Origin of the sequence: Candidatus Gullanella endobia (assembly GCF_900048035.1) — a bacterium.
GTDB classification, from domain to species: Bacteria; Pseudomonadota; Gammaproteobacteria; order Enterobacterales; family Enterobacteriaceae; genus Gullanella; species Gullanella endobia.
Genome location: NZ_LN999832.1, coordinates 169,821 through 194,193 on the forward strand (window position 1 = coordinate 169,821; position 24,373 = coordinate 194,193).

Below are 24,373 nucleotides of genomic sequence, written 5' to 3' on the forward strand. Positions count from 1 at the left end.
ATGTATTACATACATATCAGGATTCTGTATTACTATTTATAAAAACTAATTATACGCAACTATCAGTTATTTATTTTTGATAGTTTTTATCAATATTTTATTGTCCTTTTTTACGGAAATATTTATGAAAATTTTAATTTAGTAAAAGAAAAAAATTACTTTTAGTAGTGTTTGTAATTATGATCTATAACCATAGCAGCTTTACTTTGGTTACGTTTTAGTAATGTCTAATGCATTAGTACTAACAGTAAGCTATAATTTATAAAAATATTAGCTAATTAATAGATAATACAAGCAATATTACTATATTTCAAGTGATAACGAATATAGTAATAACTCTCAGTTATAACTGCAAGTTATTAGAATGCATTTTTCAGATAAATTAAACTTAACTTATTAGTAGTTCTTAACCTGATCTAAACAACAATCAATATATTAAGCTATTATTTCCTAAATCGAAATTTGGTAAAAATAGAATTTAATAATTTAAATTTTTTATTATAAACAAAATATGAATATAAGCTATATTAATATAAGAAATTTATAGAAAAGTTTAAGTTAAATTAAATAAAAACATTCATAATAGAATAATAATATTTTAATTACAATAAAAATAAAATATTGCTTTTTTATGAAGTACTAATTTTAGCTAATTCACTAGCTAAGAAAAAAGAATTTTATAAATTGCTATAAAATAAATTCAACAGATCATTGGTAAAGTAAAAAGAACGCAGCATCATTTAATGATTTATAAAAACTTGGTATTAATATTATTAATAATAATGCTATTATTAAACTGATGATTTTATCTAATTATTACTAATAACAACCTCGCACTATAGTATAAAGCTGTGTTAATATGTTCTTATTTTCTCCTTACGCATATACTATGACTTATGAGTTATCAAGTTCTTGCCCGTAAGTGGCGTCCAAAAAAATTTTCCGATATAGTAAGCCAAGAACATGTTTTGACAGCACTGGAAAACAGCCTTTCATTAGGTAGAATCCATCATGCTTATCTTTTATCCGGCACTCGAGGTATTGGTAAAACTACGATTGCACGTCTACTAGCTAAAGGACTTAATTGTAAAATAGGTATCACAGCTACTCCATGTGGTCAATGCAAAAATTGTCTAGAAATAGATCAAGGCTGTTTTATTGATCTTATTGAGATCGATGCAGCTTCTCGTACTAAAGTTGAAGATACTCGTGAACTACTTGATAATATTCAATATTCTCCTGCACATGCTCGTTTCAAAGTATATCTAATCGATGAAGTGCATATGCTCTCTCGCCATAGCTTTAATGCCTTACTTAAAACTCTTGAAGAACCTCCAGCGCACGTTAAATTTTTACTGGCTACTACTGATCCACAAAAACTACCGATAACTCTTCTTTCCCGTTGTCTGCAATTTTATTTAAAGTTGATTAATGTTGATCAAATCCAAAATCAGTTATCCTTTATCTTAAAGCAGGAAAAAATAGTCTCTGAACCACGTGCGTTGCAATTACTAGCTCGTGCTGCTAATGGAAGTATGCGAGATGCTCTTAATTTGACCGAGCAGGCTATTGCTATTGGTTATGGGGAAGTAAATACCGATACGGTTAGTTTAATGCTTGGTACAATTAACATTAAGTACCCATTAGCACTTCTCGAAGCACTTGCTAACGCTGATGGCAATGAGATTATGTCTCAACTTTCGCAATACGCTACTCATAATATAGATTGGGAAGGTTTACTGATTGAAATGCTTCGTTTAGTTCATCGTCTTGCATTATACCAACTTATACCAAACCAATTAAATAATGAAGATGATTTAGAAAATACATTACATCTACGTGATCTATCTCGGCGTTTTCCTCCGACCGATCTGCAACTTTACTATCAAATTCTACTTATTGGGCGAAAAGAACTGCCATTTGCGCCAGATCCTCGAATGGGAGTTGAAATGACACTACTTCGTGCGATGGCATTCCAACCTAATATAATGGAAACGGTAACTACAACTGTTAGCACAGAAAAAAAAACACTTAAATTCAGCGATAATGCACATCATAATAGTATCGCTATTAGCGATGAAATAGTAGTTGATACTATAAAAAATACGCATGTTACCCAACATGAATCAATGAAATTAATATTTAATAATATTAAGTGCACTAGCGTGAATACGGCGATTCCAATGCAGAGTAATTGGCAAGATAATATGGTAATTCTTGATAAGAAAACTTCACAGGTTCCTTTTTCTCCATCTTCTAATAGCGATAATTCATTATCAGATGTAACTACTCAAGTTTTACTTGCTCGCACTGCTTTATTAAAGTTACAAGAAGACAAAAAAATAAAAAAGAACAAACCAGTAATAAAGCTTAATAAAACTATTATTACTAATCTGAATCGCTTTACTACTATGAATGACCAAGAAAAAAAATGTCAACTTATTGTTAGTCAGAAAAAGCCAGTGAACATCTCACCTATGAAAGTTTGCCAACGTTATTATAATAACCAGCAAGTTGAAACTACTTCTGAACAAGAAGTAATCCAAAAAGCTCTGTGCACAAAGATAAAAAACGAAAAAACACCAGAGCTAGCGTTCTATGTAATAGAAGAATCATTAAAACGTGATCCTTGGGCAGCACAAGTGAATCGTTTAATGGTACCTAAACCAGTAAAGCAGCTAGCTTTAAATACCTGGAGAGAAGATTTAGCACCTGGTATAATCTGTTTGCACCTGCGTTCCTTCTATTCTTATTTAAACTCTACTTCGGCTAAAAATGCTCTGTGTACTGCTTTAAGTGCAGATTTTGGCTTTCAAGTTAAATTAACTGTAATAGAAGATGATAGTCTTTCTATAAAAACACCATTAGAATGGCGCCAAACAATTTATGAAGAAAAATTAATACAGTCGCGAGAAGTAATTATAAACGATGTGTATATTCAAATGTTGCAATACTTTTTTGACGCTGAGCTAGATAAAGATAGTATCTGTCCTTTATAATTAATCTTACCTTGACAAGATATTACTAGTAGTGCAACTCATATAATAGAGAGAATAGTATGTTTAGCAAAGATGGAATGAGTAACATGATAAAACAAGCACAGCAAATGCAAGAAAAAATGCAGCGAATACAAAAAGAAATTGAAAAACTAGAAGTAACAGGAGAATCAGGTGCTGGCCTAGTTAAGGTTACTATTGATGGTACGCATAATTGCCGCCGTGTTGAAGTTGATTCAAGCTTACTAGAAGATGAAAAAGATATGCTAGAAGATCTAATCGCAGCTGCCTTTAACGAAGCCGTCCGCCGTATTGCCGAAATTCAAAAGGAAAAAATAGCATCTGTCTCTAGCGGAATAGAGATTCCTTCTAATTTTAAAATGCAGTTCTAATGTACAGTAGTCTCTTATTAGAAAAACTAAGGGAAGCTTTACGTTGCCTTCCAGGTGTCGGACCAAAATCAGCACAACGTATGGTTTTTCATCTATTGCAACGAGATCGTGACGGCGGTATCCGCTTAGCTCAAGCACTAACCCAAGCGATGTTAGAGATTAACCATTGCTCAGATTGTCGCACATTTACTGAACAACCTATCTGTTCGATTTGTACTAATCCTCGTCGGCAGAAATCAGGTCAAATTTGTATTGTGGAAAGCCCAGCAGATATTTATGCTATTGAGCAGACTGCTCAGTTTGACGGACGCTATTTTGTATTAATGGGACATCTGTCACCTCTCGATGGTATTGGTCCGGATGAGATTGGTCTAAAGCGACTACAAGAAAGACTTAAAAACGAAAAAATTGAAGAGGTTATATTAGGAACGAACCCAACAGTAGAAGGAGAAGCAACCGCTAACTATATTGCTGAAATTTGTGCACATTATGGTGTGATGGCTAGCCGTATTGCGCATGGTGTACCGGTAGGTAGTGAGCTTGAAATGGTGGATGGTATTACACTTTCCCATTCGCTAGCAGGCCGTCATCCAATAAAATTATGATATACTTATTACTATAATAAACCTCCCTAGTATAAAATACTAATAAGATCATATTTTTATATTATAATTAGGAAAAAATAAAACTATATATTCAGCGTTTTTATAAGAAAAAAGTATTAAATAATTTATTTAAAATATTTATTTTGCTTACTAAAATTTAAAATTTCAATAATAGCATAAGAAAAGCATCACTTAACCGTTTTGTTTTATCTTTAATAAAATTAATAACCTGCTACGTATCATTTGATTAAAAATACGTTTAGTATATTATTAATTAATAACTAACTGATATGTTAAATAATCACTTCCTGTTCCAGGTAGGAAGTAGGATATTTGTATTCCTTAATATATATTAATGAAATAGCAAATATTTTATTACGAAGTGAGAAAAATTATATTAAAATTAATATATCTGATTATTTAAAAATAAGTATTAATAATGTTATAGCTTATTATTTTATAATTTTTTAAAGGCTATTTAAATTCAAATAGGATTAACATAATGCGTATCATTTTACTTGGTGCTCCTGGCGCTGGCAAAGGAACTCAAGCACAATTTCTTATGGAGAAATATGGTATTCCGAAGCTTTCTACTGGTGATATGATACGTGACATTGTTTTAAAAACACAATCTGAACCTAGAAAACAGCCAGAAACTCTCATGAATACCGGAAAGTTAGTGTTTGATGAGCTAGTTATCGATCTTGTCAAAGATCGTATTAAACAAAATGATTGTCGCAATGGCTTTTTATTAGATGGGTTTCCCCGTACTCGCCCTCAAGCAGATGCTATTAAAAAAGCAGGTATAATAATAAATTATGTTCTAGAACTCGCGGTTTCTGATAATTTTATTATTAACCGTATTATTGGTCGACGAATACATGCCCCTTCAGGACGAATATATCACGTTAAGTTTAATCCACCAAAGCAAGAAGGTAAAGATGATATAACAGGTGAACCTTTAACTATCCGTAAGGATGATCATAAAGATGTTGTAAAAAAGCGTTTGATTGAATATCGTCAACAAACTTCACCTTTGATTGACTATTATCGTAAAGAAGCAGACGCTGGGTATACCCATTATTTTACTATCGATGGTAACCGTAATATAAGTGAAGTAAGCGCTGAATTATCTACTATCTTAGATTAATCTTATCATTGGATTCTTTATTACTACAAAACTGTATCTTTACTTAAATCTAATTACAAGTTGTTAACACGCCTAATTAAGAATTACTGTTAATTACTATATTAATTGAAATGACTATTCCTATTAATAATAATATCTTTATTCAGATTGTTTATTTTTATTATTAATATTTTATCTAACTAATATAAACAAATTTTTCGTTAAAATATAACGATATATCTATCTTTATATTGATGACTTATCTTTCTTGTTCATTAATATTATTAATATTTTATCTTATCATTAGTGATAATGTTTTTTATCAACGTCACTTTTATATCTAAATACAAGCATTAATTAATATATAATGCATAATAGACAATGGATGATGTTTATTTATAAAAGCAACTTTCAAAAATATTATTTGATAATACGTCTTACTGTATTTATAAGGTTAATACCTAATATGAACCAATTTGGAAATAAAAATGAATTTAAAAAATATGGTGTACTGATGGTGAATTTAGGAACACCAGAAACCCCTACTTCTCGAGCAGTTAAACGTTACTTAGCTAAATTTCTAAGTGATAAACGCGTTGTAGATAAGTCAAGAGCACTATGGTTACCAATATTATACGGTATTATTCTGCCACTACGCTCACTTCGAGTAGCAAAGCTTTATCGAAATATCTGGATGGATGAGGGATCGCCACTACTGGTCTATAGTCGTCGTCAGCAGCAGGCACTAGCAATTAGTTTACCTGATGTAGTAGTAGAATTAGCAATGAGTTATAGCCAACCAGTACTAAAGAAAGCAATAGCGCGATTGTTTAGAAAAGATATTACTCGGCTAGTAATTTTACCGATGTATCCGCAATACTCCTGTTCTACTAGTGCTGCAGTTTGGGATGCAGTTGCGCGAATTTTTGTTAATTATCGCAAATTACCATCGATAAGTTTTATTCGCGATTATGCAGAAAATCCCACCTATATTGCAGCATTAGCTGAAAGTGTTAAACGAGCATTTGCTCTACGCGGTAAACCGGATCGATTAATTATCTCCTTTCATAGCATACCACAGCGTTATTCAGATGAAGGAGATGATTATCTACAGCGGTGTAATATAACCTATCAAGCTTTAAGTGCAGCGTTAGATTATCCAAATAAGCAGATAATGATGACTTTTCAGTCATGTTTTGGTCGTGATCCTTGGCTATTACCAGCTACTGATAAAACAATAAGAAATCTACCTTCTTCTGGTGTGCAACATGTGCAAGTGATTTGTCCTGGTTTTGCAGCTGACTGCCTAGAAACGTTAGAAGAAATTCAAATACAAAATCGGAAGATATTTAAATATGCTGGTGGTAGTGTTTTCTATTATATTCCAGCACTTAATGATGATGTATTACATATAGAATTATTACGTCAACTTGTAATAGCAGAGTTACATTAACTTTTATTATTCTACGGTAGATAATAAAATCGGAGCTATTTCTATAAAAACAATAGTAACACCGCGATTACTATTACTAATATCTGTTATCACTACTGTGCTTTATTCCATTCCTTTTATTATATAATATAAATGTAGATAATATTAATTATTCTTATTTTTATCTGAAAAAGATTTTTTTAATTAAACTCAAGTTTAATTGATATTGCAATAAATAAGATCTTTACACAGTTCTTTAAAGAAGTTTTTCCTTAAAAACATTGTATAGAAAAGATATAAATCTTTCTCTTAAGTAATAAAAATACTTTATAGACTTTAAGCAAAAAAAGGAAATTTATGCAATATGATACCGCTAGTTGAAACTTCAATAACTGATCCTTGATTATACCAGGCGCCAAGTACTGCACGAAGTCGTTTACCAGGCAATTGATGTATTGCTGGTCGGTGTGTATGCCCGTGAATCATAACTGTCGCCCTAGCATTATCCATTACAGCTATAACTGATTTTGCATTGACATCCATAGTATCGGCAGTTTTGCTAGTATTAATACGTAAACTATTAATACGCATCCTATGAACGATATATAAGCGTAACCAGAGTGGCAAGGTTAAAAATAGCTGTTGTAACCAGCGTTGATGTACCTGACGGCGAAAACGTTGATAACTTTCATCAACAGTACATAGTATATCACCATGCAAAATTACGATTCGTAGTCCCTCTAGTTGTACTACTCTCTGTGTAGGTAATAGCGTTATACCACAAGTAGCAGCATAGTGTTTGCCAAGTAAAAAATCACGATTCCCATGGATAAAATAGCAAGAAATACCACGCTCAGTTAGTGTTTTTAATGAGATAGCAATTTCGTGATGCAGAGGACTAGGATCATCATCACCTATCCATACCTCAAACAAATCACCAAGAATATACAGTGCTTTTGCAGCGATAGCACGTGTACGCAAAAAATGCATAAAACCAGCAGTAATCACTGGTTCTTGTTCGCAAAGATGAATATCTGCAACAAATAAAGTTGACATACGAGTAAGATTACTACGAAATAATTATATTATTAATGATAATATCTTTTATAGATGTTATAATATGTACTACTATGATTTATAACTATATTTTTGATATTAGCGAGAATATCTGATCTTTTCTTTTCGATAAAAGGTTATTCTGACTATTTATTGAGTTCAAAATAAAGAACAAAAAATCCATTACCTATAACATAAATAAAATTTATGGTCTCGGAATATTAATTATTAATGCAAGTCACTATCAACAAAAATGTATATCGGTCTTTTATGTCATCATTGACTTTATTTTTACTAGTATCTATGTGATTCTTATATTAAGAATATAAATTAGTGATCTGAATTATAAAGTAATTAATCACTTAGTAAAAATAGTACTATTATAAAATAAACTATAGTATTAAATTAATAAATTTAAAAAATAATTTTTAATTATTTATAAGGGTTAAAATAATAATATCACCATGATTCATATATAAGATGATTATAGCTAATTTCATTATAGGAATAATGAATGTCAATAAATGACATTAATATAAAGTATACATCAATAGATTGTACAAAATAATTCTATCATAGAGTTATCAAAAACGTGCTTATTTCCCTTATAAAATAATGTTTAAATATCAATAATTCTATTACATAGACTTGTAATAATAGTAAATTCAGGTTTCGATATTATTTTATTTTTATTATTTTTACCGCTAGATAGTTTTTATGCGAGTAATCCGAAGATATCTGGAATAATTTTCAATGTTAAAGATTTTTAATACAATGACTCGAAAAAAAGAAGAATTTAAACCTATTTATCCCGGTAAAGTCGGTGTGTATGTGTGTGGGATAACCATGTATGATCTTTGTCATATTGGTCATGGGCGTACCTTTGTGGCCTTTGATATCGTTATTCGCTATCTTCGTTACTGTGGTTATGATGTAAATTATATCCGTAATATCACGGATATTGAAAATAAAATTATTCACCGTGCTGCTAAGAATAAAGAAACTATTTATGAGCTTACTGAACGTATGATTAGTGAGATGTATATTGATTTCGACCAATTAAATATCCTTCGTCCTAATCAAGAACCGCGCGCTACACATTATATAAACGAAATCATTGAATTAATTAGTCAGCTTCTTAAAAAGAATCACGCTTATGTTGGCACTAACGGTGATATGATGTTCGCTATAGGTACTTATAGTGATTATGGTTTACTTTCCCGTCAAAATTTAAAAAAACTTCAATCTGATGCCTACATTAAAACGATTAATGTAAAACGAAATCCAATGGATTTCGTTCTGTGGAAAATAGCAAAATTCGGTGAACCTAGTTGGCCATCTCCATGGGGAGATGGCCGGCCTGGTTGGCACATCGAATGTTCAGCTATGAATAGCCGGCAGCTTGGCTATCATTTTGATATTCATGGAGGTGGTTCAGATCTTCTTTTTCCTCATCATGAAAATGAAATTGCACAATCTGTCTGTGTCCATAATGGTCCTTACGTAAATCTATGGATGCACACCGGCATGGTTATGGTTAATAACGAAAAGATGTCTAAATCAATTGGTAATTTTTTTACAATTCGTGATGTCCTACGGTATTATGATGCCGAAACTGTGCGGTATTTCTTGATGTCTTGTCATTACCGTAGTCAACTAAATTATAGTGAAGATAATCTTAAACAAGCGCGTTCTTCCCTTGAACGTCTATATATTGCTTTAAACGGTACTGATAAAAATGCCATACCTAAAGGTGGAGAGCACTTTATGGCGCAATTTTTCGCTGCAATGGATGATGATTTCAATACGCCGAAAGCCTATTCTATTCTATTCGATATTGCTCGAGAAGTTAACCGACTAAAAAACGAAAAATCAGAAGAGGTACATGGGATTTCAGCGACACTACGACATCTAGCCGGTATTCTAGGTTTATTAGAACAAGATCCTATTTCTTTTCTAAAAAAGAACATTGTAAAAGATCATACCATCATAGAAGCACTCATTCAGCAACGAAATAACGCAAGAAAAGCCCGTCAGTGGATATTAGCAGATGAAATACGGGATAAATTGACCAAACTTGGTGTTGTACTAGAAGATAACTTTCATGGAACAAACTGGCGTCGTAGTTAAAGTTTTATGTTTTTTGTTAAGTATTGGTTATTCAAATACTACAACTATAACTCCCTAAATCAATTATTTAAACTTATTGATAGATAATAGATAACGTACTACTCATTAATTATTTTTCAATTTTGGTAAGTTTTTAATATGATACTAACCACTATATAACCTTTATAAATCTCTAATTTAATTGATAAAATGTACTCATATATTAACCTGAGTTATTCGGAAGACTACAATAAATTAATTTATAGAATGGCTTTTAAAAGAAAAAATAACGTTATAATTATCAAATTCTTTATACTAATATATCGTGGTAATCTTCACAAGCTTTCAAAGTGTTTTGGATAAGCGTAGCTACTGTCATTGGACCAACACCACCAGGTACAGGCGTAATGTAAGAAGCACGCTCAGCAGCTGTTGAATAATCTACATCACCTACTACTTTGCCGTTTTCTAGACGATTGATACCTACATCTATAACTACTGCACCAATTTTTATCCATTCTCCGGGAAGAAAACCTGCTTTGCCTACTGCTACTACTAATAGATCAGCATTTTCGATATGACGCCGTAAATCACGTGTGAAACGATGGGTAATAGTCACAGTGCAACCTGCTAACAATAATTCAAGACTCATAGGACGACCAACAACATTAGAAGCACCAACTATAACGGCATTAAGACCAAGGATATCGATATTATATCGCTCTAATAAAGTCATAATACCGCGTGGAGTACAAGGACGTAATAATGGTGCACGCTCGCAGAGTCGACCGATATTATATGGATGGAAACCGTCTACGTCCTTATCTGGTGCAATACGCTCTAAAATATTAATATTATCTATCTCTGTCGGTAACGGTAGCTGTATTAAAATCCCATCTAATTGACGATCAGCATTTAATTGATCAATCAACTCTAATAATTCTATTTCAGTGACTGTATCAGGCAAATAATAGGAGAAAAATATAAAACCAACGTCTTCACAGGCTTTACGTTTACTAGCAATATAAATTTGCGAAGCAGGATCGCTACCGAGTAGTACTACCGCTAGTCCTGGAACGCGTTTGCCTGCCTTCAGACGAATCTGAACTTGAGAAGCTACATCATTTCTTAGTTGCTGAGAAATAGCCTTACCATCAATTATTTTTGCTGCCATCTGAATTGAAAATCTGTTAATATAATTATAATAATAGCGCAATCTTGTCAGAAGTACATCCTCTATCAGGTATAAAATGCATTCTACTCTTTTTAAGCAGAGTAATAAATAAAAGCTATTGACTCAAATCTATACCTTCGTATAATTCAATTAAAACTCAATACTATTAATAATTTTGATACGCCCTTAGCTCAGTTGGATAGAGCAACGGCCTTCTAAGCCGTAGATCACAGGTTCGAATCCTGTAGGGCGTACCATACAGATTATATAGCAATAAATCTATTTGAAGAGGTTATCACTATATTGTCGAGCATTTTTCACTGTCGCATTTTTATTTTTTTAATACTAAGCATGTTAAATTTATACAAATTCTCTTTTTTTTAGAAATTTGTAATTTAATTTTGCTTTATTTAAAAAATAATCGTCTTTATTAAGTTCAATTGTGTCTATTTTAGAATAGATGATTTATAAAAAATATATTATTCAATTATATTGATTAACTTATTGAAAAACGTTATTTTAAAGTATTGATATAAGCGAAAAGAGCTATAAAAAGAACAAACAGAAGATAATAGAGAATAAGTTTATAATGATAGTCCCTGTTTATAAAAATAAAAATTTTTTAATTTATAAATATATAAATTAGGTGAAAAGATATAATACTATGTTCTATCTTTAATAGATAGATAAAAATTTTATGGTCTAGTTTTTATAAACTATTGTATAAGATAGCTTATCAATTACAATTGATAAAAATACTTTTCAAAATAAAGATAATATAATAATAGCTATTATTATGGAAAATACTATCTATAACCTATTCGATAGATTTATTTAGATTTATTTAAAATATTCTATTAAATACTATAGATTCTTTTAATTCTCTCGAGATATAGATATATCTACATAAAATATAGACAATTTTCTATTTATCAAGTTTATTTAAATATTATAATAATTTTAATTTTAATCTATTTTTTTTAAAATCTTTTAATTTTTTATTAAAATCGATAAATCACTCTTTTAGATGCTTTTTAAAAAAAATAAAGAATGTTATTTTTCAATAAATTAACTAAAAAAGAGAAAATATTTAGCATTACAGGTTAATGTTAACTAGAATTATACCTCTAATGCTATTATTTATTATTGGATCTATTGTGTTATGAAAGAACCTTAATATACAAAGATTTCTCTTTGTAGTGAGGATTACTCTTTATAATAAGGGTATTCTTCTTAGATTAAGAAATCTAGTAATATAATGTTAAAATCATAAAAATTTTTGACTAATTAAATTTAAATTACTAGAATTTTTCTAGTTTTCTACCGTATTGTTATTAATTCAAGTAAATTTAATTCTATTTTTAGAATTTTTAAGATTATGGTTTTAACATAAAATAACCAATATCATGTTAATTTAAATTTAATCTCTGAATAACTGAACAAAACTTTAATTATAGTTATAGCACTAAATGCTTTAGTGAAAAATTAATTAAATTGCTATTTAATAGTTGGAAAAAATTAAAAATATTAAACTTATGATAGCATTTATAATATATTTATTTATTAAAATTAATAAAAATTTAAACAGAAGAATTTAATTTCAGATTAAAAGATCTTTCGTAAAAGATCTTATTATATATCAGAAAAGAGCAGCTTCTGTTCTTTGTCATAACAGATTTTATAAATTTTTTATTAGCAATAATATCTAACGAAAATGAAAATTAACTGAATACTATTAATAGATAAGATTAATTAAAAATATTTCTAATATCGCATAATTTTTATTAATTCAAAAATACTTCTTTCTGTAAATCAACGATACATAATTCCATTAGATTCTGATATTGTCGTTTATATCAAAGATAAATAATTAACATTATTGTTTAATAATAAAGATTATTTATTTAAAAATATAAATATTATAGTTATTAATAAAATGTATTTTACTCATGAAATTATCTAAAGTATTACTTTATAAGCTATATCATATTCTTGATATTTTATCACTTTTATTTTATACAGAAATTTATTTCTGATTGAATATTATATATATACTACAAATTCCTAATGTTTAGTAACTAATAAATAACGAAATACACCATGGTTAAAATCGTAGAAAATCCAATTATTTTAGTGGATGGTTCTTTTTATCTTTATCGTGCCTATCATGCCTTTCCATCACTAATTAATAGCGCTGGAGAAACAACCGGCGCGATATATGGCGTATTGAATATGCTTAAAAGTTTACTAGTACAATATCAGCCAAGCCATGTTGCAGTTGTATTTGATGCTAAAGGAAAAACGTTTCGTAATAGGTTATTTAAAGATTATAAATCCAATCGATCACCTATGCCAGACGATTTACAAAATCAGATAACGCCACTACATGATATGATCAAAGCAATGGGTTTGCCGTTGGTAGTTGTTGGCGACGTTGAAGCCGACGATGTTATTGGAACACTAGCGCTATCAGCAGCGCGTAATGGTCATGATGTTCTGATAAGTACCGGCGATAAAGATATGGCACAGCTAGTATCATCTAAAATTACTCTAACTAATGCTATATCTAATACTATTTTTGGTCCAGAGGAAATAAAGATAAAATTCGGTGTACCACCGGAGCTTATTATTGATTATCTTTCATTAGTTGGAGATAACTCAGATAATATTCCTGGTGTTCCAGGGATAGGTGAGAAAACTGCACTGGCATTATTACAGGGATTAGGTGGGTTAGAAGTCTTGTATAACCAACTTGATATAATTAGTACACTAAACTTCCGCGGCGCTAAAACTATAGCTATTAAACTAGAGAAATACCGCGAGGTAGCTTTTCTTTCCTATCAATTAGCAACCATTAAAACTGATGTATTGTTAGATTTAACTTATGATAAATTAAGAGTAAAGAAATACGAATCTGAAGGATTAATGCTATTGTTTCAGCGTTATGAATTTAAACGTTGGCTAAGCGATTTAAAAGTAGGAAAATGGTTACAGGAGTATAAAAATACTGCTGTTCAGCCATTACTATTTAGTGCACCTCGATTAGTACCAAACAAACATTTAACAAAAACATTGTCGAAGTGCAGTTATATTATTATTAATACTATATCAACTTTAGAGATGTGGATTAATGCAATTCGTCAAGCTGGTTTTTTTGCTTTTAATATATCAACTGATAGACTAGATATATTTATTACTAATCTGATAGGTTTGTGTTTTTCTATAAAACCTAATGAGGCTGCCTATCTTCCGATAGGACATAATTATTTAAATGCGCCGAGTCAACTGGATTGCAAAACTGTTCTAACAGCATTGAAACCAATTTTAGAAGATCCTACTATTACTAAAATTAGTCAAAATCTTAAATTTGATTGTAGAATTTTAAAACGATACAATATTAATTTATCTGGTACTTTGTTTGATACTATGCTGGAATCTTATGTATTAGACAGCGTCGCTGGCCGTCACGATATAGAAAGCTTATCAAAGCGATTTTTACAATATACTATCGTAAACTCTAATAAAATATTAGGTAAAAATCGAAATCAACTAGTATTTGATCAAATATCAATAGAACAAGCAGCACTTTATTCTGCCGAAAACGTTGATATAACTCTCCGTTTACATCAAAAAATATGGCCACGTATTAATCAGATACCTAATCTGAAAAAGATATTTGAAGAAATCGAAATACCATTAGTTCCAATTCTATTACGCATAGAACAAAACGGCGTGCTAATAGATAAATCAGTTCTTACTGCATATTCAGTAGAACTAAAAAAATGTTTAGAAGAACTCAAAGCGAAAGCTCATCAATTAGCGGAGGAATCGTTTAATCTTTCTTCTATTAAACAAATACGAGCAATTTTATATAAAAAGCAGAAATTACCAGTACTAAAAAAAACTCCCAGAGGTGCTCCTTCTAGCAATGAAGGAGTATTAACTGAGTTAGCATCAAACTATCCACTACCGAAACTAATTTTAGAATATCGTAGCCTAGTTAAGCTTAAATCTAGCTATACTGATAAACTTCCAAAAATGATTCACTCCTTTTCGAATCGAATACATACCTCCTATCATCAGGCAATCACTTCTACTGGACGACTATCCTCAAGTAATCCTAACCTACAGAATATTCCAGCACAAAATAATACAGGTCAACGAATCCGGAAGGCATTTATTGCACCACCAGATAAAATTATCATGACAGCAGATTATTCTCAGATTGAATTGCGTATTATGGCGCATCTCTCACGCGATCCTGGATTACTAAATGCCTTCGCTACTGAAACAGATATTCATTGCGCTACTGCCGCTGAAATATTTAATATTCCGCTGGAAAAAGTAACACAAAATCAGCGCCGTAGTGCAAAAACTATTAATTTTGGCTTAATTTATGGTATGAGTATTTTCGGTTTAGCACGTCAGTTATCAGTTTCTCCATCGGATGCAAAAAAATATATGAATCTTTATTTTGATCGTTATTCTGGTGTTTTAGAATATATGGAACGTATCCGAAAACACGCTAGAGATTTGGGTTATGTTGAAACTCTAGATGGCCGTCGGCTGTATTTACCAAATATTCACTCGAGAAATAGTGTACTAAAAAAAAGCGCGGAGCGAGCTGCTATTAATGCTCCGATGCAAGGAACTGCCGCTGATATTATTAAGCGAGCGATGATTATAATTGATAATTGGCTACAAAAGGAAGCACCACCTATCCATATGATTATGCAAGTACATGATGAAATAGTATTCGAAGTACAGCGTACTATACTTGAAAGTGCCAAAATACAAATTAAAGAATTAATGGAAAGTTGTTTTAGATTAGATATACCACTTCATGTAAAAATTGGTATCGGAGAAAATTGGAGTCAAGCTCACTAAATAATAAATAAGCAAGTATTTTAATAAATCTATATCAGAATATGATATAGATTCTAAATATAAATAAGTATTTTAAAAGATTTTTTCTCTATTAATAGAACTAAATAATTTTAAAATATACTATATAACAAATATCTTCTATCTTTTAAGCTCTTTAATTTATTTTAATAGCTAGATATTTTATTGGTACCAATAAAATACTGAATTATAGACAGTTTTATAATTGCTATAAAATATTATTTAGTTATGATAATTTTAATCCTATAAAACGAAAGTGTAATTATTGCTATTTGCTAATTAAATTAGATTAATACTGCATTAAGTTGTAATATCATTGATTAGTTTTATTAGAGTTATTACTACTTATACAGGACATTAAACTTAGAAGTAGTGATTTATAGTTTTCTAGAATGATATTGAATATGAGTAAACCAATCGTTTAATTTTTGTTTTAGTTTATTTATTCCTATTTTTTTTAGTGATGAAAAAATCTCAACCTGAATATCGCCTATAAAGCTCAGTACTATTTTACGCACTTGATTTAACTGAGTTTTACATGCAAAAGAAGATAACTTATCAGATTTAGTAAGTAAAATTAATACTGGAATATTAATATCTATCGCTAATTGAACTATTTTCTGATCGAGATCTTTCATCGGATAACGAATATCCATTAGTATTACTAGTCCTTTAAGATTTTTACGCATTTTCAAGTATTTGACTAGGACATAATGCCAATTTCGTTTTAATTTTTGAGGTACTTTAGCATAACCATAACCTGGTAGATCTATTAGTCGAATACCGGATTTTACTTCAAATATGTTTATTAACTGAGTACATCCTGGAATTTTACTAGTTCTAGCTAGATTTTTTTTATTAGTTAAGGCGTTGATTGCACTAGATTTTCCAGCGTTAGATCGCCCCGAGAAAGCAATTTCAATCCCACTATCACTTGGAAAAGAGTGAATGTCTGTTTTACTAGATACAAAATGAGTTAACTGATAATTATAAAATTTTTTCAAAGTATTCTATCTCTTGATTGAAGTTAATATACTAATAGTAACTATAATAGCTATTATCCGGAATTTATTTTTAGACTTATTCTTAGCATAAGGGTATATGTTATTTTATAATTTTATAATAAATTCTGCTAAGATAATAAAAATAATTACCATTGTCTAAGAGAAAATATTATTCATTTTTTAGACTAATATGTAAAAGTTTTATAAAGCTTTTACTGTAAGTAAAAGAAATAGTAAAAAACCTAAAATGGTTAAATTTCGATCGAGTAATGAAATAATAAGTAGTAAAAACACCAATTTGGTAGTAATAAATTTATGATGATAACATTGTAAATAAGAATAGTAATATAACAAAAAATCGACTTTTAAGATTGAGGTTTTTATCGGTATAGATCATCTTGTTAAGAAAAATGATAAACTAATATTGAAGTTAATAGTATGTTAACTAAATCTATTTAATATTAAACTTTTTTATAATTAATATTATTAAAATTATTATGTTTAAAGTTATAATTTTAGACGAATCTATTACGATAATGTAAAATTACAAGATTATGACCTTATCATGTAAGGTATAGCGTTAAATTATGAACATAATTTCACTTCGTAATTTCAGTAAATCTATGATTTTAATTTTTCTTAATAACTTTATCATTAAAATATACTATATTACTCTATAATTACTTATTGAAAAATTTAGAAAAAGATATCACTATCTAATAGTGAACTAGTTAATGATAATTAATATAGGTATATTGAAGTAACTTACTAAAGATTATCTGCTTATAAAATATCTATTTTTTATAAACAGTCATAAAACTTAATTCCTAAATAATATGAATAATTCTTTTTCGTTATCAAATAAAACAAATGTCATAGAGGTGATCAAAATGATAATTATTTCAATGTATTAATAAATAGATTATATAGCTACTATCAATATTTTTTAGGATATACAAAAAAAGATAACTACATTTAATTTAAATATTATATACTTGATGAGTATTTTCAATATAAGTTTTTCTTTACATAAATAAAAATACTAATAAGTATAATATATAATTTATATTCATTACGGTTAATACATTTCTATAGAATAGAAAAATTAAAGCGATTTCTTCCTCTCTAATGCAGATTTTTCTTTTTTTTAATATATAATTCTATGTAATAGAGTTATAAGTTTTATATTCATAGCGATAATAATAAGTGCATCTAGTTTAAAAAAAGAAATAACCTATTAAAACAGTAAAACTAGCTATCCAGTAGTCTATTTAATAGAATAGATTTATATCTAATATATATATTTCTGATTTTATATAACATATAAAATTGATCTAATTGAGATATTTAAAATAACTTTTTAACTAATGTACTAACTCATTATAGTAAACAATACAAAAATCAGTTTGGTAAAAATACGTGTTATACTACTAATGATAGTAGTATTATTCTTCACTGCCTAATATTTGCGATGAATTTTAATATAATCTTATAAAAATAAAACCTGTTTATCTAAATTAATTTAGATAAACAGGTTAAAATTAAAATTTTAAACAAAACTGACGTTCTTTATAATTTAATATAAATTTAAAAATTGAATAATCTTTTGTAAGTTTTATTAGATATGTTAATCTAACATGCATATATGGTATATATATAACTTATTATATTTTAATAAAATTATAAACAACATATAAAATTTTAAAACTAATCGGCTTGTTTAATAACAAATTCAATATACTTATTAAAGTAATAATAAAAGGTAATTTTTTAAAAAACACTATTCAATTATGATAGAACATAACCTTTTCATTCTACTAAATTAGTAGATTACTCGATAAGTTGTTCTTCTAAATTGAGATCATTTCTTATTAGCTCGACTTTAATTAGAAATTAGTAGTATTATTCAACTAGAAATAAATTGCTGAATATTATACAAAAATTTATACTAGTTAATTATGAAATGCTTGATTAAAATCATACACTATTAAATGCCAATTTAGAACTAGAATGTTAATAATTAACAAATTATATTAGTTAACAGCAATTGATTTTATTAAAAATAAATAGATAAGAAAAATTTTAAAGATATTAAAATTTGTATAATTAAATAATATAATAAAATTAAAACTTTAATAGATGTAATATAATACACATAATTATTTGATACTATTCAAAACGTGATATAGTATAAAATTTTTATTTATAGTATTGCTTTGGTAGATTTTTTAATAACGCTCTCTAAATTAGCTATAAAATTTAGAAAATACTAGATATGTTTTTATAGTTAGATCTAGTAAATATACTCCGATAAAAATTTATTTTTTTTGAATTTAGATCAAACTATTGTAATATGAAAATAGAGCTCTTGTTCTTATAGACAGAATAAACGATAAGATTTAACAGTTCTACATAATATGTAACTAAATACTTTTACAATTCTTAATTGTATATATTATTATTTTTAATCTCTCTCTGAAATAGAAGATATTTCTTTATAAGAGCTACTTTATTTAAAAGTAAAGATTTTTATTTCTTATCAAAAATATATAATATTGCTTAATAGAAGTATTTTTGCTTAAATTAGTTTAATAATGAAAATTACAGTTTTTATAAAAACTTTAGCAAAATTATAACTAGCCTATTTATAAATGTTAATTTATTATTTTTCTAAACAAAGAACTAATAGTAGGGTAACTATTATTTTTTAACTAATAATTATTACTTTGTATTAATATTTTATAAAAAATCTAGGTTTTATAAGTAATTAATGAGTAAAACATCAAATAAAAATTCTACTATCTGTACAGTAGTAATTTTTTATCGTTTTTAAATTTTTTTACTAGTATTCTAAATTGATCTAAGATCATTGATCATGATATTTAAATTAGAAATTTAGGTTTTAAAACATATATCGTCGAACAAGAAGAACTCAGAGAACAAGAAAAAATTAAATTTTTAGTTTAAAAAAAATTTAATCAGAAATATTAGAAAATTTCGAAAAAACTTCTAATACATTTATTGATTGATGTAAGATATACAATTGTAGTATTATTATAATTAAAAATTAAAGAATATCGCAATGAATTATAAGTATTAATTTTCTATAAATAGATCTACTACAATAGGTAGTATATTAAATATCATAGCACTATATTATATATATTAATGTTCTTAGTTACTAGAAGAATTAGTTAATATTCTCTTTTGTAAAGAGAATACTAAACTAATTTTTTAACCTTTTCTTTAATTAAAGAAGAAATTATAATATGCTATTATTTATATTTCATATTAGTGACAAATAATTCTCTAAGTTTTTATTCTTCTCTATAAAATAAATAGAATTTTTTCTTAATTAAGGTTTAAAAATAAAATTATAATAATTTTATTAAACTAACTCACAAAACATAGCTACTAACTTTTATAATACATCAGAATTTGTTAAGTTAGCTAGATTGAATTATAGCAATATATTTACGATAAGATAAATATAATATTTAATGTATTTCTACATGTACAACGTAGAAGAAAAATTATATTATATCTTAGATTCATAAACGTCAAAAAAAAGAAAATTAATAAAAATGATTAATTCTATTTATTTTTCACCTATAATAAATAGAGTACAATACATTATTTTTAATGCCTGGAATTAAGTTGTGATTGGAAATTTTCGTAATATCGCTATCATCGCGCATATAGATCATGGTAAAACCACTTTAATTGATAAATTATTACAACAATCCGGTATGTTAGATGACCGTAATAATGTAAGAGAACGCGTGATGGACTCTAATGATTTAGAGAAAGAACGTGGAATTACTATTTTTGCTAAAAATGCTTCTATCAAATGGCATAATTACATTATCAATATTATTGATACACCGGGACATTCTGATTTTGGTGGGGAAGTTGAGCGAGCAATGTCAATGGTTGATTCAGTATTGTTACTGGTTGATGCCACGGATGGTCCTATGCCCCAAACTCGTTTCGTAACGCAAAAAGCATTCAGTTATGGCCTGAAACCGATTGTAGTTATCAATAAAATTGACCGTTATGGTATGCGCCCTAACTGGGTAGTAGATCAGATCTTCGATCTATTTGTTAATTTAGGCGCTACCGATGAGCAGCTTAATTTTCCGATTATTTATACGTCAGCATTAAATGGTATTGCTGGCTTAGAATATGAAAATATGGCTGATGATATGACGCCACTTTTTGAGTCTATTATAAAAAATACTAAGACACCGAGCATCAGTGGTTCTTTTCAGATGCAGATTTCCCAGTTAGAATATAACAACTATGTTGGTATTACTGGTATCGGACGAATTAAACGCGGCTCAGCAAAACCAAATCAAAACGTAACTATAGTAGATCGTGAAGGTAAGGTTCGTAATGGTAAAATTGGACAAATTTTAAGCTATATTGGCCTACAGCGTATTGAATCTAAGCTAGCTGAAGCTGGCGATATCATCGCAATTACCGGTTTAGATAAGTTAAATATTTCTGATACTATTTGTGATCCACTTTATGTGGAAGCATTACCACCACTAATGGTCGATCAGCCGACCATTTCTATGTTATTTAGTGTAAACACTTCACCGTTTTGCGGTAAAGAAGGAAGATATATCACTTCACGACAGATCTTAGAACGCCTAAAAAAAGAGTTAATTCATAACGTAGCATTAAGGGTAGAAGAAACTGAAGATCCAGATACCTTTAGCGTTCTTGGCCGCGGCGAACTGCATCTATCAGTTCTTATCGAAAGTATGCGTCGTGAGGGATTTGAAATTGCTGTTTCTCGTCAAAGAGCTATTTTTCGTACCTTTAATGGTATTAAACAGGAACCTTTCAAATCAGTTATATTGGATATTGAAGAACAGCATCAAGGACAGGTCATGCAAGCAATGAATATCCGTCAGGGCGAATTAAGCGATATGTTATCAGATAAAAAAGGTCGTATCCGTCTAAATTATATAATCCCAAGCCGAGGCTTAATTGGTTTTCATACGAATTTTATGACCATAACCTCAGGAAGCGGTCTTTTATATTCTACATTTAGTCATTATGATGACGTGCGTCCCGGTAAGATTAGCCAACGCCAAAACGGAGTTTTAATTTCTAATGGTCAGGGTAAGGCTTTAGCCTACGCCTTATATAATCTACAGAATCGTAGTCGTTTGTTAATAGATCATGGATCAGAAGTGTATGAAGGCCAAATTATCGGTATCCATACTCGCTCTAACGATCTGACTGTGAATTGTTTAACAGGAAAGAAGTTAACAAACATGCGTGCATCTGGTACAGATGAAGCGATAACGTTAATACCAGCAATAAAAATGTCTCTAGAGCAGGCATTAGAATTTATCAATGATGATGAATTAGTAGAAGTGACGCCAAAGTCTATCCGTTTACGAAAGCGGTATCTTACTGAAAATGAACGTAAATGTGCTAATCGTTCGTAAAAACAGATATACAGATATAATGGTGATTGTAATATTAGGTGGTATTTCAATATATTAACATTCATCGTTTAGCATGTATTTTGATGTCAGTTTTAATATTAATATTGATTATGTATATTAATCGCAATACTACCAAAATCCGTAGTACCCTTATAAAGGAAGTTTAGTTCTGTATTTATTATAGAAGGTATCTATTATTATCAAACGTTAAATAAAAAATTTATTACATCTCCATCTTTCATTATATAATCTTTTCCTTCATAACGCATTTTTCCGGCTACTTTTGCACCCTGCTCTCCTTCATAGGTAATAAAATCATCAAAAGAAATAGTCTGTGCACGAATAAATCCCTTTTCAAAATCAGTATGAATTTTTCTAGCCGCCTGCAATGCGGTAGCACCAATTGGGATAGTCCAGGCACGTACTTCTTTAATTCCGGCGGTAAAATAGGTCTGTAAATTAAGAAGTTTATAGCTGGTACGAATAATACGACTTAAACTTGACTCTTCAATTCCTAACTCCGCCATGAATTCTTTACGCTCCTCTTCATCATCAAGTTTAGCAATATCAGATTCTACTTTAGCACAGACCGAAATTACTGGTGATCCCTCAGCTTCAGCAATAGCACACACTTTAAATAAATAAGAATTTTTCTCAAAGTTGTTTTCGAAGTCATCTTCATTGATATTAGCGATATACATTGTTGGTTTTAGTGTCAATAAATTAAGATACCGAATAATCATTTTTTCTTCGCTTGATAAATCAAGCGTGCGTAAAATACCGTCATTACTTAAATGAGATATACATTTTTCTAGCGTAGACAACTCTAGTTTAATATCTTTATCACCGCTTTTTGTCTGTTTTTTTAACCGGTAAATAGCACGATTACACACTTCTAAATCAGATAAAGCTAGTTCAGTATTGATAATATTAATATCATCAGTCGGACTAACTTTTCCCGCTATATGAATAATATTATCATTTTTAAAACAGCGTACAACATGATTAATGGCCTCAGTCTCACGGATATTACTTAAAAATTGATTGCCTAGACCTTCTCCTTTAGCTGAACCTTTTACTAGTCCAGCAATATCGACAAACTCCATAGTCGTCGGTATAGTACGCAGTGGCTTGACGATTTTTGCCAATTGATCTATACGTAAATCGGGTATTGTTACTACACTACTATTTGGCTTAATAGTACAAAATGGGAAATTTTCTACTTTAGCATTAGCCATAGTTAATGCATTAAACAAAGTTGATTTGCCTACATTAGGTAATCCGACAATACCACATTTAAAACTCATAACTATTTGACTTTAAATAGTTTTATTGTAAAAATATTAATTTTTATTCTCATTATAAAATTATCCTAAGTATTTATTATGTATAGAATACTATCATTATTTGATATCTGTTATTCAATTAGAACTAACTATGAGGTGTATGCAAGCTGTTCATAGCCTTTATATTATCTTTTATCACGAGAAGCTCTGTACAACGTACAGCTTTATCAATAGCACTATGTATCAACTGGTATTCTGCATTAGACGGTTTACTCAATACAAAATTAATAACTTTATCTTTGTTTCCCGGATGTCCAATACCAATTCGTAAGCGGTTAAATTTAGAATTTCTCCCTAGGAGATTAATAATATTTTTTATACCATTATGCCCACCATGACCGCCTCCTAGCTTTAGTCGTGCGCTACCTGGCAATAAATTTAGTTCATCGTGCGCAATTAGAATATCATTAGGCTCAATGTGGTAAAATGAGGCTATTGCTACTACTGCTTTTCCGCTAAGATTCATAAAAGTAGTTGGTACTAATAACCAGATATCTTGATTACAAAGGGTTAAATGACTAGTATAACCATAGAATTTACTTTCTTCTTTTAGGGTTTTTTGGTAACGCTCTACAAGCGACTTAATATACCAAGCGCCTACGTTATGGCGGGTAGCAACGTATTTAACACCAGGATTACCTAAACCTACAATTAATTTAATCGTCATATATTACTTTCATTAGTAATTTGAATCTTAGCTTGTTCTATACGAGAAAAAATTAAATTCAAAGAAAAACTCTAATTATTTAGTTGATATCGA

13 protein-coding genes and 1 tRNA gene are annotated in these 24,373 nt (G+C 29.2%); 9 read left to right on the top strand and 5 right to left on the bottom strand.

Going from position 1 to position 24,373, the window contains the following annotated elements; all coding sequences use genetic code 11:
- Window positions 1–896 precede the first annotated feature (896 nt).
- From dnaX to hemH, 5 genes are all read left to right on the top strand, one after another.
- Entirely contained in the window at window positions 897–2,999 is a 2,103-nt protein-coding gene (gene dnaX, locus FVIR_RS00445) for a DNA polymerase III subunit gamma/tau (RefSeq protein ID WP_067497525.1), read from the top strand.
- 59 nt (window positions 3,000–3,058) lie between these two features.
- A complete protein-coding gene (locus tag FVIR_RS00450; RefSeq protein WP_067497527.1) occupies window positions 3,059–3,388 on the top strand; it encodes a YbaB/EbfC family nucleoid-associated protein in 330 nt (109 codons plus the stop codon).
- Window positions 3,388–3,993, top strand: a complete 606-nt coding sequence (recR, locus tag FVIR_RS00455) for a recombination mediator RecR (protein ID WP_067497529.1) — start codon at window positions 3,388–3,390, stop codon at window positions 3,991–3,993. Before FVIR_RS00450 ends, recR begins: the two co-directional genes overlap by 1 nt.
- 502 nt (window positions 3,994–4,495) lie before the next feature.
- On the top strand, window positions 4,496–5,143 hold the full coding sequence (gene adk, locus FVIR_RS00460) for an adenylate kinase (RefSeq protein WP_067497532.1): 648 nt from the start codon (window positions 4,496–4,498) through the stop codon (window positions 5,141–5,143).
- A 445-nt stretch (window positions 5,144–5,588) separates the two neighbouring features.
- The gene (hemH, locus tag FVIR_RS00465) at window positions 5,589–6,575 is read left to right on the top strand and encodes a ferrochelatase (protein WP_067497535.1); all 987 of its coding nucleotides are present in this window, start codon (window positions 5,589–5,591) and stop codon (window positions 6,573–6,575) included.
- Window positions 6,576–6,890: 315 nt separating this feature from the next.
- Here the strand turns inward: hemH and FVIR_RS00470 are convergent, their stop codons facing one another.
- Window positions 6,891–7,610: a UDP-2,3-diacylglucosamine diphosphatase gene (locus FVIR_RS00470; protein WP_067497538.1), complete on the bottom strand. Its 720-nt coding sequence runs from the start codon at window positions 7,608–7,610 to the stop codon at window positions 6,891–6,893.
- A 753-nt stretch (window positions 7,611–8,363) separates the two neighbouring features.
- Here FVIR_RS00470 and cysS point away from each other — a divergent pair.
- Window positions 8,364–9,740, top strand: a complete 1,377-nt coding sequence (cysS, locus tag FVIR_RS00475; protein WP_067497540.1) for a cysteine--tRNA ligase — start codon at window positions 8,364–8,366, stop codon at window positions 9,738–9,740.
- A gap of 289 nt (window positions 9,741–10,029) precedes the next feature.
- On the opposite strand, the gene folD is transcribed toward cysS, so the two are convergent.
- On the bottom strand, window positions 10,030–10,893 hold the full coding sequence (folD, locus tag FVIR_RS00480; RefSeq protein ID WP_067497543.1) for a bifunctional methylenetetrahydrofolate dehydrogenase/methenyltetrahydrofolate cyclohydrolase FolD: 864 nt from the start codon (window positions 10,891–10,893) through the stop codon (window positions 10,030–10,032).
- A gap of 180 nt (window positions 10,894–11,073) precedes the next feature.
- Between folD and FVIR_RS00485 the strand changes: the two genes are divergently transcribed.
- Both FVIR_RS00485 and polA read left to right on the top strand, forming a co-directional pair.
- A tRNA-Arg gene (locus tag FVIR_RS00485) sits at window positions 11,074–11,150 on the top strand.
- A 1,843-nt stretch (window positions 11,151–12,993) separates the two neighbouring features.
- Window positions 12,994–15,780 (top strand): DNA polymerase I, encoded by a 2,787-nt coding sequence (gene polA / locus FVIR_RS00490; RefSeq protein ID WP_067497546.1) that lies wholly within the window; start codon window positions 12,994–12,996, stop codon window positions 15,778–15,780.
- 395 nt (window positions 15,781–16,175) lie between these two features.
- Here polA and yihA read toward each other — a convergent pair whose 3' ends face one another.
- Window positions 16,176–16,802, bottom strand: coding sequence for a ribosome biogenesis GTP-binding protein YihA/YsxC (yihA, locus tag FVIR_RS00495; protein WP_067497549.1), 627 nt, complete (start codon window positions 16,800–16,802; stop codon window positions 16,176–16,178).
- A gap of 3,659 nt (window positions 16,803–20,461) precedes the next feature.
- On the opposite strand from yihA, the gene typA reads away from it, so the two are divergent.
- A complete protein-coding gene (gene typA / locus FVIR_RS00500; protein ID WP_067497552.1) occupies window positions 20,462–22,267 on the top strand; it encodes a translational GTPase TypA in 1,806 nt (601 codons plus the stop codon).
- Window positions 22,268–22,467: 200 nt separating this feature from the next.
- Here typA and ychF read toward each other — a convergent pair whose 3' ends face one another.
- Entirely contained in the window at window positions 22,468–23,574 is a 1,107-nt protein-coding gene (ychF, locus tag FVIR_RS00505; protein WP_067497555.1) for a redox-regulated ATPase YchF, read from the bottom strand.
- A gap of 124 nt (window positions 23,575–23,698) precedes the next feature.
- Complete coding sequence (gene pth, locus FVIR_RS00510; RefSeq protein ID WP_067497558.1) at window positions 23,699–24,280, bottom strand: aminoacyl-tRNA hydrolase; 582 nt, start codon at window positions 24,278–24,280, stop codon at window positions 23,699–23,701.
- Window positions 24,281–24,373: the final 93 nt, after the last annotated feature.

Bases quoted from the DNA above. Each gene is read 5' to 3' on its own strand.
- recR (WP_067497529.1), top strand. From the start codon at position 3,388: ATGTACAGTAGTCTCTTATTAGAAAAACTAAGGGAAGCTTTACGTTGC.
- polA (WP_067497546.1), top strand. From the start codon at position 12,994: ATGGTTAAAATCGTAGAAAATCCAATTATTTTAGTGGATGGTTCTTTT.
- cysS (WP_067497540.1), top strand. From the start codon at position 8,364: ATGTTAAAGATTTTTAATACAATGACTCGAAAAAAAGAAGAATTTAAA.
- adk (WP_067497532.1), top strand. From the start codon at position 4,496: ATGCGTATCATTTTACTTGGTGCTCCTGGCGCTGGCAAAGGAACTCAA.
- folD (WP_067497543.1), bottom strand. From the start codon at position 10,893: ATGGCAGCAAAAATAATTGATGGTAAGGCTATTTCTCAGCAACTAAGA.
- pth (WP_067497558.1), bottom strand. From the start codon at position 24,280: ATGACGATTAAATTAATTGTAGGTTTAGGTAATCCTGGTGTTAAATAC.
- dnaX (WP_067497525.1), top strand. From the start codon at position 897: ATGAGTTATCAAGTTCTTGCCCGTAAGTGGCGTCCAAAAAAATTTTCC.
- FVIR_RS00470 (WP_067497538.1), bottom strand. From the start codon at position 7,610: ATGTCAACTTTATTTGTTGCAGATATTCATCTTTGCGAACAAGAACCA.
- hemH (WP_067497535.1), top strand. From the start codon at position 5,589: ATGAACCAATTTGGAAATAAAAATGAATTTAAAAAATATGGTGTACTG.
- ychF (WP_067497555.1), bottom strand. From the start codon at position 23,574: ATGAGTTTTAAATGTGGTATTGTCGGATTACCTAATGTAGGCAAATCA.
- FVIR_RS00450 (WP_067497527.1), top strand. From the start codon at position 3,059: ATGTTTAGCAAAGATGGAATGAGTAACATGATAAAACAAGCACAGCAA.